We start from the raw sequence: 13,129 nt of genomic DNA on the forward strand, positions 1-13,129 counted from the left end.
CACTTATCGCCGCTTGCCGCGTTTCTCATCCTTCTTCCCGCCGGAATCCTTCCGCTTGCCGCCGTGCGATGCGTGGCTCGGCTTTCCGCGCCCGGCAGGACGCGTTCCGTCGCGCTTCGGCCGTTCGATCAACGGCCCGCGCCCTTCTTTCACGACCAGCCGAAGGTCGAGTTCCCGCCGATCGACATCCACGCGCGCCACGGCCACGCGAATGATGTCACCCAGCCGGAAGCTGTTCCCCGATCGTCGCCCCGACAGGCTGTGCGTGCGCCGGTCGAAGCTGTAATAGTCGTCGGCCAGGCTCGATACGTGGATCATCCCTTCGGCCGGCAAGGCAATGCCTTGTGCGAAGAGACCATATTCCTCGACCCCCGTGACGACGGCGTCCAACTCTTCGCCGATCCGCTGGCCCAGATAATCGAGCAGCTTGACCTTGGTCAACTCGCGCTCGGCCGCTTCGGCGCGCCGCTCGCGATCTGAGCAATGCTGCCCGAGCACGACCAGCTCGGTCAGATCGTTGCGAGGCTTCTTTTTCTTCAAGAGGCCGTCGATCAGTCGGTGGATCGTTAAGTCCGGATAGCGGCGAATCGGTGACGTGAAGTGACAATAGCAGTCGCTGGCCAGCGCGTAATGCCCTTCGACCTCGGGGCTGTAAACCGCCTGCGCCAGACTGCGCAGGATTGCGTAGTTTACCGCCTGCCGTTCCGGCTTGTCCGCCGCTTCGGCCAGCAATCGCTGAATCTCGAACCGGCTTTCCAGACTGTCGGCCTGATAGCCCAGTTCTTTCACGAAATCCGTGAGCGCCTTCAGCCGGCGTGGATCGGGGGCGTGGTGTACGCGCCGCAGAAAGTGCAAATCAGCCTCGGCCAGCGTATCAGCCACGGCTTCGTTCGCCGCCAGCATGAACTCTTCGATGACCTGATGGCTTTCGCTGTTCGTCACACGGTGCGCGCCGATCACGCGGCCGTTCTTGTCCAGGTCGACCTTCACTTCGTCCAGCGACAATTCCAGCGAGCCGCGTTTGAAGCGCCGCGCCCGCAGCATCATCGCCAGTTCGTGCATCCGCGCGACGAGCTCGAACACTTCGGCCGGTAGCTGCGCTTGCCACTTCTTGGGATTGGCCAGATAGTCGTCGATCTCTTCATACGTGAAGCGATGCCGGCTGCGAATCGCGGCCGAGTGCAGATCAACGCCCACCCGGGCGCCGTCGCCGGTGAATTCGATCATCGCCGTCTTCGTATAACGCACGCGCCCCGGCTGCAGGCTGGCCAGGCCGTTCGAGATCACCTCGGGCAGCATCGGTAACACGCGATCGGGCAGGTAAACACTCGTAGCCCGTTTATGCGCCTCGCGATCGAGCGGCGTGCCGGGCCGCACGAAGTGCGACACGTCGGCAATATGCACGCCCAACAGCCAATGCCCGTTCTCTAACCGCAACAGCGAAATCGCATCGTCGAAGTCGCGGGCGTCCACGGGATCGATCGTCACGACGATTTCGTGCGTCATGTCGGTCCGACCCGACGAAATCGATTCGTCGAACTTCTCCGCTTCGCCGCGGGCCGCCTCGGCGACGTCCTCCGGAAAATGCTCGGGCAGATTGAACTCGCGAATGATCGACATCGTGTCGACCCCCGGATCGCCGCGCGGGCCGAGGACCTCGGTGATTACGCCCTCGCCATCGTGCATATGGCTGGGAAAGCGGACCATCTCGAACACGACCTTGTCGCCGATCTGGGCGTTCTTCGCGCCGGGATCGCCGACCGAGATCGGCTTGGCGAACACGGTGCCGTCGACCTGCACCATGCCCAGGCCGCCTGCTTCGAAGTACGAACCCACGAACGAGTGCGTGTCACGTTCCAGCACTTCGACGATGGCGCCGCGCGGATTGCGGAATCGTCCGCCGCGCTCTTTCGACATCCGCACCAGCACGGTATCACCGCTGGCCGCGTCTCCGGCATCGTCCTGCGAGATGTAAATATCTTGTTCGCGGGTGTGGCCTACGGCCGCGTTCGCCGGCCGCACAAAGCCGAAACCTGCCGCCGCGCGGCGAAATGTTCCCGTGATGCGATTGACCACGGGCTCGCCACTGCCGGCCTGCACCAGGTGGTTTTCCCCGTACGAGAGCAGGCCGCGTTTGACGAGCTTCTTGATGGCCCTTTTCAGTAGATGCACGTCGTCTTGTGCGATGTGCAGTCGTTTGACCAGAACCTTGGGCTTCACGGGGTGATAGTCGGGCCCGTTCACCAGTTCCAATAGTGCCTGTTCCAAATCTTCAGGCTGGTCGTTTGTCATAATGAGAATTCTGCTTCCTGGACAAGTGTTTGAAAATGCCCTTCTCGGCATCGAGAGGGGCGAAGAGACGGGGGAACGCGACAAGCGCTCGAACCCTCGCTCGAAACCACGCTGTTACGTAGCGCGGTGAAAAAAAGAGTGTTTTGAGTGCAGCCGGCCGGCGAAAGAATTCCTGCGGCGGCGGGCTTTATGTCTGCTCTATCATACGTCGCATTTGGGCATCGCGTGGCAAATTCGCCACGCCGCGACGGGAAAAATGCCGATTTTTCGGGCTCGGACAGGCCAAAAACCCGCTCCACAGCATCCCTGGCGCGCGAGCCATACCCGCGGGCCGGCAAGACACGGCCGACAACGAAACCTACTCGGCGTTGGCCATGGGAAGTGTGTGGGATGTGAAGTTCTGCCCTTTGAAAAGCTTGCGCCCCAGCCCCTGGTTGTATGCGGTCCAAGAGCTTTCGACGTTCGGATCGTCGCGCATCAACTGGTGGAAGCTGTGCATCTTGGCATCCAGGTTATCCAACTGGTGCAACGCCACGGCTTCCAAAGTCATCGGCAGCTTGGGGCTGCCGTAATCGTACTGCCCATGATGACTGACGATGATGTGCTTCAGCCGCAGCACCGTCTCTTTGCACAGCGACTCACCCGACAGCTTCTCGGCCTCGGCGACCTTGGCGTCCACCATGCCGACCGCCATCACGACGTGGCCGATCAATTGCCCCTCGTCCGAGTAGCTGAACCCGCGATCGTAGTTCAGTTCGTTGATCTTCCCCATGTCATGCAGGAAGGCGCCCATCAGCAGCAAATCGGGATCAAGCGCCGGGTAATACTCAACGATGCGGGTCACGATCTCCATCAAGTTCACGACGTGTTCCAGCAGTCCGCCGATGTAGGCGTGATGGTTCTTCACGCCGGCCGGCGACTTCATGAACCCTTTCATGAACTCGTCGTCCATCAAGAAACATTCGGCCAGCGTCACCAATTGCGGATTTGCCATCGACCGCAGCAGCTCACCCAGGCGTATCGCTAGCCGATCGATCTCGGCCGGCGTCAGCGGCATGAAGTCGGCCGGGTCGACCTCTTCGAAGCGCGCCTTGCAGATATTGGCCGCGATCAGTTGCAGTCCGCCCTGATAGAGCTGCGTGCTTCCCTCGACGCGAACAAAATCGCCGTCGTCGAAATTACGATAGTCCGATTCCGAGGCGTTCCACATCCGGGCGCTGATCGAGCCGGTTCGGTCCGACAACTCGACCTGCAAATACAGATTGCCGTTGCGATTCGGGCGCAGTTGTTTCTGCGAGGCAAGAAAAATCTGGTCGACGGCTTCCTGGTGACCCAACTGGTTCACATTACGCCTGGGCATGCAACGACTTTCTAAGAGCGATCGAAGAAGACCAATTCACAGCCCGACACAATTGCGAACAGGCACAAGTGGCAGGCTGGGCGGCTGGGCCGAAGGGCCACAGCACGAGGGGGCTTCGTCCGAGGAGCTCAAATGGGAATGGCGGGCCCGGTCGCGCCCCGCGTCTTCGCAGGACCTCGCCGAGAACCGAGTTTGGATTCTAGGTGGGCGTCGCAAGGGCCACAAGGGTTCGGTTTCGGCACGATTTTCGGGCGATAGCAGCCCGATATCCCGTCTGGCGATGAACGGGCCTTTTCCCTTAGAATCCGCCCCTCTATTTCGACCTGGTTCCAAATCGTCCAGGTCTGATCCGTTCGATCGCGCTTGCGACACGTCTGGGAAGAAAGGATTCGACCCATGAACAACAATGCGAACAACGCGCCGGCCAAAAATCAGCAGCGTCGCTGGCCGTTGTACCTGGCGCTGGCCATTGCACTGGTCGCATGGTGCGCACTCGACGTGCAGCGTCGCGGGCGAGTCGATCTGGAAAAGCCCGGCGTTCATAAAACCGACTTCACGGCTTACACCATCGGCGGTGCTGCCTTCTTCGACGGACGCGATCCCTACGAGGTCACCAACATTCGCGGATGGGGGTATTGTTACCCACCCTTGTTCGCCATGCTCGTCTCGCCGCTCGATCGGTTCGATCCGCGCTGGCAGGTCTCGATCTGGTTCTTTATCAGCGTGGCGGTCGTCGCGGGTCTGGTCCGCGAGTGCGCGGCGCTGTTCAAGACCTTCGCCCCTTTGGCCGGCTATAAATCGACGGATCAGGATTTTCCGCGCTGGATCGCTTGGGCGGCGATCGCCACGGCGGCGCTTCCGGTTCTCAACTGCCTGCAGCGCGGCCAGGTCGATGTCCTGAAACTATATCTGCTCGTCCTGGGCATTCGTTTGAGCATCACCGGCGCGACATGGCGCGCATGGGTCGCCGGGGGCGTGGCCCTGGTTGCGGCCGTCGTGCTGAAAGTGACGCCGGCTCTGCCCGTCGCCTTTGTGCTCTTCATCCTGGCGGCACGCGTGGTCCTGGCAAAACATGCCACCGGGGCCGGCGATCGGTTGCGCGCCGGCGCCGTTTACGGCGGTGCCGCCCTGGGCACGTTGCTGATGGTGCTGGTGATCCCCGCCATGCTAGTCGGCTGGAATGCAAATCTTGGTTACTTGAATCGCTTCTATCACGACAAGCTAACCAAGGCGAACGACCATTTCGAATCGGACAAAACCGGCAACACCCGCTCGTACCGCAACCAGAGTTTCTCGAACGCCGTGATTCGCCTGGGCGACTTTATCGGCTACGAGTTTCTGGGTGGCGCGGACGATCGTCTGATCGATCGCGAATGGCGCGATGCACCGTCGATGGTCATGGATCATCCCGGCGTCGGGCATGTGCTGCTGGTGGCGCGCGCGGCGGCCGTCGCGCTATTGCTGATGGCGGGAATCTTGGCCGTTTATCGTGGTGATCTGCTGGGGCAGGCAGCCACCATCGCCCTGGCCTGCACGGCGGCATTGGTCGTCTCGCCAATCAGCCGCGGTTTCTATCACACCGAACTCGCCCCCGGCGTGCTGCTGTTGCCGCTGTGGTTGTTGTCGCGCGACATGAAGCGCGCCGCCTGGTGGATGGCCTGGACTCCGGTCGCCCTGGTGATGGCGCATTACCTGGCCCTGTCGATCACCGGGCGGATTGGCCTGTTGGGCATCGGCACCGCAACCTGGTACGCGACCGGGTTGGCGATGATCGCCGTCGGCGGTCGGTTGGAAGAAGTACGCGAGTCCTCCGTGCCCGCCCCCAAGGTCAAACTGCGGCGCCCCCGCGCCGAGTCATTGCAGGCCGGAGCCTAACCCGATGAGTTGGTTCTACCTGGTGTTGGCCATCGGCTGCGAAGTGGCCGGCACGACGTGCATGAAGCTCTCCGACGGACTGACGAAGCCGCCCATTTCGCTTTTGATGTTCGGCCTGTACGGTCTCAGCCTGACCTTGTTGACGCTCGCCCTGCGGGGCATCCCGGTCGGCGTGGCCTACGCCGTCTGGTCCGGGCTGGGCACGGCACTGATCGCCGTGATCGCGCTGTTCGCCTTTGGCGAGTCGCTCACCCCTACCAAAGCCATCTGCCTGGGGCTGATCATCCTGGGCGTCGTAGGGCTAAACATCGGCGGTGGCGGTCACTGACCTCCGCGACTTTTTGCTATCCGTCGGGTGCTCTTCGAGCACCACGCGTCATCCACGATTCTCAAGTGCCACGAGCGACCGAAGCGGTGCCCACAGGGCACCCTACCAAACCCCGAGCAGTGTACGATAAACACTTGTGGGGAATGCTCGGCGTTCCTCCGTACACACGCACGGCATTTCGCGGCCACCTTCTTCGGATCAAGTTCAAGGCAACATGGGAGAACCGTCGCCACCCGAGCCGGCTTTGCGATTGCTGGCCGCATTTAGCCGGCATGGCGCCGCGCTCGATTGGGCGCGCGCTCGCGCCGAGCAACAATGGGGACCGGTCGCGCTTGCTAGTCCCGCGTTTCCGTTTCGCGAGACCGACTACTACGAGTCAACGATGGGGCCGGCGCTCGACAAAATCTTCTTTGTCTTCGCGGACCTATTCGATCCCTCGGCCGTAGTCGACGCCAAGCTGCAAACGGGCGTGTGGGAACACGAGTACGCGGCGCTGGGCCAGCACGCCGAGGCGCGTCCGTTGAACCTCGACCCGGGCTATATCACCAGTGCCAAGCTGGTGCTGGCCTCGACCAAAGACCACGCCCATCGGATTTACCTGTCGCGCGGCATCTATGCCGAGGTAACCTTGTACTATCGCGACCGGGCATGGCAACATCATCCTTGGACGTTTCCGGACTATCGTCGCGCCGACTATCAGGAATTCTTTACCGCGGCGCGCGATTACCTGCGCGGCCGCATCAAGCAGGACCGCCGATGATTCCGTGGCTGGTATTAGGTGCTGTCGTTCCCGCGGCCTTCGTGGCGGCGCTGGCCGCCGGAGTCGTGCGGCGCGGCGCGCCCGCCTGGGGCCTGGTCGACGAGCCAGGGCATCGCAAGGTTCATGTCCGCACAACGCCGCTCGGCGGCGGCATCGCTATCTGGCTGGGCGTTGTCCTCCCCATGACGCTGGGACAAATCGTGCTGTGGCTCGTTACCAGACCGGCTGATACTCCTGGCTTGGCGTGGGCGAGCCGGATCCCGATTCCCGAGTTTGTCCGGCCTCATCTGTCGGGCCTGGCGCAACAGGCACCGCAACTTTGGTTCTTGCTCGCCGCCGGAACTGTGCTGATGCTGTTGGGCCTAGCCGACGATCTGTGGGGACTTTCCTGGCGGCCGCGGCTGGCCGTGCAGTTCGGCATCGCGATCCTGGTCGTATGGCGTGGTTGGCACATGACGATGTTCGTCAACGTCCCCTGGCTGACTTCGATCGTCAGCGTGTTGTGGATCGTGGCGCTGGTGAACTCGTTCAACATGCTCGACAACATGGACGGTCTCAGCGCCGGAGTGGCCGCGATCGCCTCGGCGATCCTGGCCGCTGTGTTACTGATCACGCACGATCCGCAAACCGCGGCGCCGCAGTTGTTCGTGGCCGGCTTCTTGCTGGTCCTGGTCGGTTCGCTGCTGGGTTTTCTCAGCCATAATCGCCCGCCGGCCAAAATATTCATGGGGGACGCCGGCAGCTACTTCATCGGTTTCTACGTCGCCGTGGCCACGATCATGGCCACGTTCAGCGGCGGCGATTTGCCACGCCATTCGATCCTGGCGCCGCTGTGCGTGATGGCCGTCCCATTTTATGACATGCTGACGGTCATCCTGATCCGCATTCGCAGCGGCCGCAGCCCTTTCGAAGCCGACAAGAATCATTTCTCGCACCGGCTCGTCGAACTCGGCATGACCAAGGTCCAGGCCGTCGCCACGATCTACCTGCTGACCGCCACCTGTGGGCTGGGTGCGCTGCTGCTGCATCAGGTCGACGAAGTGGGGGCCGTGATCGTCTCGCTACTCGTGACTTGCGTGCTGTTACTCGTTGCGGTGCTCGAAACCACGGTTCGCGTCGGCCAGAACCAACGGACGAAGCGATAGCGATGACCGCCAAACGATCGCGACCCGTCGAACGCGCCCCTGCCGGAGATCCTCTTCGGCCCTGGCTACTGGCCGGCACTGTGTGCCTGTTCGTCGCGCGCCCGCTGTTGCCCAGCGAAGGAACGGCGGGCAGCAGCGACGCCCTGCTGTTCGTATTGCTCTCCGTGGTGCTCGTGGCCGTCTGGGCATTGCGTGTGTTGCAGCGCAGCGATGGCCGCGCACGCTTCGATATTGTCGATCTAACAATCGTCTTTCTGGTCGCGTGGCAGGGCGTGGCAGCCTACTTGGCGATTGATACCGGTGCGCCCCGGCCAGCCGTGAATGCCGCCTGGCAATGGGTATCACTGGCCGCGATGTTCTTCCTCGTGCGGCAACTCGTGACGAGCGCGCGTGAATTGCGCGCGATCGCCGCGGTGATGGTGGCGCTGGCCGTGACGATGAGCGTCTTCGGTTTTCACCAGTACTTCTACAGCATCCCGCGCGACCAGGCGATGTTTCACGAGAATCCAGAAGCGGCGCTACGCGAAGCCCACATTTCGGCGCCTCCTGGCTCGCGGCAACGGCTGCTCTTCGAGCAACGCGTCAACAGTAGCGAGCCGATGGCCACGTTTGCGCTCGCAAATTCGTTGGCCGCGTTTCTGGTCCCCTGGTCCATCGTGGCGCTGGGCATCTGCGCCTCGGCCGCGGTCATGCGTGCGCGCGACGCTCGAGTCTGGCTCCCCGCGGCGATCGCCGCGCTCACGTGCCTGGCCTGCCTGGTCCTCACCAAAAGTCGATCCGGCTTCGTCGCTATTGCCGCAGGAATCGCGGGCGTGGCCCTGTGGACGATCGTTCAAGGCGCCGTGATCTCGCGGCGAACATTGATTGCCGCCGCGATTATCGCAGTCACGCTCGTCGTCGCGGCGATCGGCATCGGCGCCCTCGATCGCGAGGTCGTCAGCGAGGCCGGCAAATCGCTCGGCTATCGCTTGCAATATTGGCAAGCCACTTGCGCGATGATCGCCGACCATCCTTGGTTCGGGTGCGGACCTGGCCAATTCCAGGGCTGCTACACCCAGTACATGTTGCCCGAGGCGAGTGAAACGGTCGCCGACCCGCACAACTTTCTGCTCGAGGTTGGCGGAACCGCCGGCGTGCCCGCGGCGCTAGCACTACTGCTCGCAATCGGACTCATTGCGTGGCGCGTCGTCAAACCGCAAGCCGCCTTGATTGACGAGCCAACCGAGGATCGTCCCTACTACGTGTACACAGGCGCCGGCGCAGGCTTTGTCTTTGCGCTCTTTATCGGCCCGCTGGCGACGGTCCCCCTGGGCACTGCCGCTTGTGCGATTGGTTTACTAACGAGCGTGATTGTCGTCGCAGCACTTGATCCTTGGTTGCGCAGCGGGCGCATGACCGCCGGTCTGCTCACGATCGCGGCCGGCGCGATGCTCATCAACCTGCTAGCTAGTGGCGGGATCAACTTCGCCGGTGTTGCCGGTTCGTTGTGGCTGCTGTCCGGATTGGCGCTTGCGTCGACCGAAAAAGCGCGTCCGATTTCGAAGCTTGCGACGGTTGCTATCTTCGCGCTCGCGATCGGGCTGGGTGGTACGTTCTTCTACACGGTCTACTCACCAGTGCTGGCCTGTAACGCGGCGCTCGACATGGCGGACGTCGAGACGGAACAGGCCGAGACCCATCTGCGCGCCGCCCGGGCCGCCGATCCGCTGAATGCCGAACCCCCGAAGCGGATGGCCGTGCTCGAGTGGCTGCACTGGCAATCGCATCCGTCGGCGGCGACGTTCGACCGCTTCATGACTTCGATCGACGAGACCGAGCGTCTCGATCCCCATTCGGCCCCGTTGGCGGAATTGAAAGGAGATATCTGCCACGAGGTGCATCGTCGCACCCGCGAAGCCCGCCCCCTCGAATTGGCCATCGCCTCGTTCGAACGTGCGACGGCCCTCTATCCCAATAGCGGTACCACGCACGCCAAACTGGCGCTAGCCTGGGCGGATGCCGGAAAAACCGAGCAAGCCCGGGCCGAAGCCGTACGGGCCATTGTGCTCAACGACCTGACGCGGCATTCCGATCAAAAGCTCCCTGCCGAGATGGTTGAGCGTCTGCAGTCACTGGCCGGCCCGGCGAATTGAAGCCCGCGCCGCCGACTACTAGAATCGATACTATCCGGCACGCGCAGGTTCATCGAATTCATCTCCCCTCGTGCCCGGGTCCCTTGTCAGCAAGTTCCTACGGATCCACGGTCATACGCATGAGAATCTGGCTGCTCTCCATCGTTTCGATTGTTATCGGTATCGTCGCCGGGGTTGGTTCGGCGCTGTGGGACTCGGATCTGTTGGTGCCCTCTCCCACGCAGGCCAATTCGACCAGCGTCCTCAATGCCGATCTGCCAAAGTTGCCGCCCGTTGCCGGTCCGCAGCCGAAGCTCGTGATCGACGCCGCCCATTACTATTTCGGGCGAATGGAACGCAAGGCGACGGGCCGCCACACCTTCGTGCTGAAGAACGTCGGTGACTACCCACTAGTGCTTCGCAAAGGTAAGACGACCTGCAAATGCACGCTCAGTGACATGGACGATTGCGAGCTTGCTCCCGGCGAATCGAAGGACGTCACGCTCGAATGGACCGCCAAGACGCCCGAAACGCGTTTCCGCCAAGAGGCGTCGATCTTTACCAACGACCCGCGCCGCCGCGAGATCACCCTGACTATCGAAGGGCTGATCGTCGATTCGCTAGTCGTTAACCCGCCCGAGATCGTGTTCACGAATCTCACCGCGGACGAAGAATCGACCGCCAAGACGCGCGTCTTTACGAGTCTCAGCGACGATGTGCAGATCGTCGGTCACACGTTCGACAACGCAGCCACGGCGGACCGCTTCGAAGTGAAGAGCACACCGCTTCCCAAGGACTCTCTGCCCGAGGGCATGACCAGCGGCCTCGAGGTCGCGGTCACCGTGAAGCCGGGACTGCCGGCGGGGCCCATCGAACAAAAGGTCCGCCTGCAAACCAATCTGGCCGACACGCCCGACCCCGAAATCGCGATCGCCGGCCGCATCGGCAGCCCGATCCTGATCGTGGGGCGTGAATGGGACCAGGATCGGGGCACGATTCGCATCGGGACCGTCGATGGCGCGCTCGGCACCCGCCGGCAATTGAAGCTGATGATCCGCGGCGCCCACCGCCAGCAGATTGAGCTCAAGACTCCGCAGGTGAAGCCGGAACTCCTCTCGGTCAGATTGGGCGAACGAGAGGAACTGGGGAATGTTGTCGCCATCCCCTTCACGATCGAGATTCCGCCAGGTTCGCCCGAGGCAAACTATCTCGGCTACACTCCGGAAACCACGGGCGAAATCGTGTTTCCCACGAACCAGCCCGAGATGGCCGAAGTGCGCCTGAAGGTAACCTTTGCGGTTTCCGATAAATAGGTCGGCTGTCTCGTGCGCGGAAAAGTCGACTACCGCGTGGTGCCAGCAGGGCGCTCAACGGGGGGCAGGCCGAGCATCGGGCACCCGGAGTATCTCTGGGCCCGTCTCGTATTGCCGATCAACACCACGACATGCACATCATGATTAGACTGACGCGCCTGGCGCCGCTACTGGCCGCGGCCTGCTTGCTTGCTTCGGTGGGATGCTCGGCGCGGCAAGAACCGGCCGACGGCGCCACGGCGAAATCGGATCGCTCGGCGACCACATCCGAAACTGGCGCATCGCAGGTATCGCCCAGCGGAACAGCGCCTGCAGAAGAAGCGCCGGCAGAGATAGCGTCCTCGTCGACAGCGGCAGCGTCTCCTGCAGCCGACGTTCCGTCAACAGGCCCGGCGGACGCCAGCCCCCCCTCGCAAATCATTCCGGCCGCACACCAGGCCCCGCCCGCCGCGAAGACGAAAGCTGCTCCGGCCAAGGCAACGGCGAAGCCCGTCGATCCGATCACGGCCAATGGCAAGATCTTCGAAGGCTGGACCACGCCCAAGCTGGCGCTGGTCCTCACTGGCGAGCAAGACGGCTACTTCGAGCCCTGCGGTTGCCAGGGACGCGAAAACCAATTGGGTGGAATGGCGCGTCGTGGTTCGTTCATCAAGCAACTCGAAAAACAGGGATGGCCCGTCCTCCCGCTCGACGTCGGCGGCCTGGTGAATCGCTTCGGGCGTCAGGCCGAGATCAAGTTCCAGATCACGGCCGACGCCATGAACACGATGGGCTACAAGGCGATCGGCTTCGGACCGAAGGATTTGCGCCTTCCGGCCGAATCCCTGGTGGCCGTGACCAGTGGCGAGAATTGCCCGTTCGTGTCGGCCAACGTCAACCTGTTCGATCTGACGCAGCCGTTGCGCATAGTCGAAGCCGGCGGCAAGCGGATCGGCATCACGTCGGTCCTGGGCGATAAATACCAGGCCGAGATCAACAACGATCAATTGACGCTCGGTCCGGCTCAAGCGGCGATCGAGAAAGTTCTGCCGAAGCTAAAGGCGCAGAAATGCGACCTGCTGATTCTACTTGCCCACGCAACGCCGGCCGAATCGGAACAGCTCGCCAAGCGCTTTCCTGACTTCGACATCGTCGTCACGGCCGGCGGCGCCGAAGAGCCGCCCCACTTGCTGAAGCACATCGACGGACAAAAGACACTCTTTGTCGAGGTCGGCCACAAGGGCAAGTATGCGATCGTCCTCGGCCTGTACGACAATGCCAAGCAACCGTGGCGTTATCAGCGCGTGCCGCTCGACGCGCGCTTTCCCGACGCGCCCGAAATGCAAAAGCTGATGGTCGCCTATCAAGACCAGCTCGAGCAGGATGGTTTCAACGGCCTGGGCCTGCGTCCCAAAACGCATCCTCGCGCGTCGAAGCCGGGCGACGCGTCAGGACAATTCGTCGGCAGCGCCACCTGCGGTCAGTGCCATAAGACGGCCTACGGCATCTGGAGCAAGTCGAAGCACGCCCAGGCCACGCAATCGCTGGCCACGGCCACTCCGCCGCGGCTGCACGATCCGGAATGTCTGAGCTGCCACGTGACCGGCTGGAGTCCGCAAGAGTTCTATCCCTTCGCCGCCGGCTTCACGAGCATGACCGAAACGCCGCAACTGGCCGGAAACGGCTGCGAGAATTGCCACGGGCCTGGCGGTGGTCACGTCGCGGCCGAGGCGGGCAAGAACCTGGTGCTGCGCGATCAACTTCGGCAAGCGATGCGCCTCACCAAGGCCACAGTCGAACTGAACACGTGCGTGAAATGCCACGACGGCGACAACGATCCCCATTTCGCCGGCCACTTCGACAACTATTGGCCGAAGATCGAACACAAGGGAATGAAGTAGCCCACCCCGCCGCGCCGCTTCGCTGCACTACTACGCGAGCCGAGCAATATCGCCATCGCGAAAAC

Annotated in this window: 9 protein-coding genes; 7 read left to right on the forward strand and 2 right to left on the reverse strand. The window is 62.5% G+C overall.

Annotated elements, in window-relative coordinates; translation table 11 throughout:
* Positions 1 to 3 precede the first annotated feature (3 nt).
* Together rnr and VGN12_02555 are read right to left on the reverse strand one after the other, a co-directional pair.
* Positions 4 to 2,292: a ribonuclease R gene (gene rnr / locus VGN12_02550; GenBank protein HEY4308308.1), complete on the reverse strand. Its 2,289-nt coding sequence runs from the start codon at positions 2,290 to 2,292 to the stop codon at positions 4 to 6.
* 358 nt (positions 2,293 to 2,650) lie between these two features.
* Positions 2,651 to 3,652, reverse strand: coding sequence for an HD domain-containing protein (locus VGN12_02555; protein ID HEY4308309.1), 1,002 nt, complete (start codon positions 3,650 to 3,652; stop codon positions 2,651 to 2,653).
* Positions 3,653 to 4,048: 396 nt separating this feature from the next.
* Between VGN12_02555 and VGN12_02560 the strand changes: the two genes are divergently transcribed.
* The 7 genes from VGN12_02560 to VGN12_02590 all read left to right on the forward strand — a co-directional run bounded on the left by VGN12_02560 (position 4,049) and on the right by VGN12_02590 (position 13,064).
* The gene (locus tag VGN12_02560) at positions 4,049 to 5,527 is read left to right on the forward strand and encodes a glycosyltransferase family 87 protein (protein HEY4308310.1); all 1,479 of its coding nucleotides are present in this window, start codon (positions 4,049 to 4,051) and stop codon (positions 5,525 to 5,527) included.
* A 4-nt stretch (positions 5,528 to 5,531) separates the two neighbouring features.
* Positions 5,532 to 5,855 (forward strand): multidrug efflux SMR transporter, encoded by a 324-nt coding sequence (locus VGN12_02565; protein ID HEY4308311.1) that lies wholly within the window; start codon positions 5,532 to 5,534, stop codon positions 5,853 to 5,855.
* Positions 5,856 to 6,069: 214 nt separating this feature from the next.
* The gene (locus VGN12_02570) at positions 6,070 to 6,615 is read left to right on the forward strand and encodes a DUF4416 family protein (protein ID HEY4308312.1); all 546 of its coding nucleotides are present in this window, start codon (positions 6,070 to 6,072) and stop codon (positions 6,613 to 6,615) included.
* The gene (locus VGN12_02575) at positions 6,612 to 7,760 is read left to right on the forward strand and encodes an MraY family glycosyltransferase (protein HEY4308313.1); all 1,149 of its coding nucleotides are present in this window, start codon (positions 6,612 to 6,614) and stop codon (positions 7,758 to 7,760) included. The genes VGN12_02570 and VGN12_02575 overlap by 4 nt, the downstream gene beginning before the upstream one ends.
* A gap of 2 nt (positions 7,761 to 7,762) precedes the next feature.
* Complete coding sequence (locus tag VGN12_02580; GenBank protein HEY4308314.1) at positions 7,763 to 9,892, forward strand: O-antigen ligase family protein; 2,130 nt, start codon at positions 7,763 to 7,765, stop codon at positions 9,890 to 9,892.
* Positions 9,893 to 10,011: 119 nt separating this feature from the next.
* Positions 10,012 to 11,184, forward strand: a complete 1,173-nt coding sequence (locus VGN12_02585) for a DUF1573 domain-containing protein (protein HEY4308315.1) — start codon at positions 10,012 to 10,014, stop codon at positions 11,182 to 11,184.
* A gap of 140 nt (positions 11,185 to 11,324) precedes the next feature.
* The gene (locus VGN12_02590; protein HEY4308316.1) at positions 11,325 to 13,064 is read left to right on the forward strand and encodes a multiheme c-type cytochrome; all 1,740 of its coding nucleotides are present in this window, start codon (positions 11,325 to 11,327) and stop codon (positions 13,062 to 13,064) included.
* The last annotated feature ends 65 nt before the right edge of the window (positions 13,065 to 13,129 follow it).

This window comes from Pirellulales bacterium (assembly GCA_036499395.1).
Classification (GTDB): Bacteria; Planctomycetota; Planctomycetia; order Pirellulales; family JACPPG01; genus JACPPG01.

Bases quoted from the DNA above. Each gene is read 5' to 3' on its own strand.
- rnr (HEY4308308.1), bottom strand. From the start codon at position 2,292: ATGACAAACGACCAGCCTGAAGATTTGGAACAGGCACTATTGGAACTG.
- VGN12_02555 (HEY4308309.1), bottom strand. From the start codon at position 3,652: ATGCCCAGGCGTAATGTGAACCAGTTGGGTCACCAGGAAGCCGTCGAC.
- VGN12_02560 (HEY4308310.1), top strand. From the start codon at position 4,049: ATGAACAACAATGCGAACAACGCGCCGGCCAAAAATCAGCAGCGTCGC.
- VGN12_02565 (HEY4308311.1), top strand. From the start codon at position 5,532: ATGAGTTGGTTCTACCTGGTGTTGGCCATCGGCTGCGAAGTGGCCGGC.
- VGN12_02570 (HEY4308312.1), top strand. From the start codon at position 6,070: ATGGGAGAACCGTCGCCACCCGAGCCGGCTTTGCGATTGCTGGCCGCA.
- VGN12_02575 (HEY4308313.1), top strand. From the start codon at position 6,612: ATGATTCCGTGGCTGGTATTAGGTGCTGTCGTTCCCGCGGCCTTCGTG.
- VGN12_02580 (HEY4308314.1), top strand. From the start codon at position 7,763: ATGACCGCCAAACGATCGCGACCCGTCGAACGCGCCCCTGCCGGAGAT.
- VGN12_02585 (HEY4308315.1), top strand. From the start codon at position 10,012: ATGAGAATCTGGCTGCTCTCCATCGTTTCGATTGTTATCGGTATCGTC.
- VGN12_02590 (HEY4308316.1), top strand. From the start codon at position 11,325: ATGATTAGACTGACGCGCCTGGCGCCGCTACTGGCCGCGGCCTGCTTG.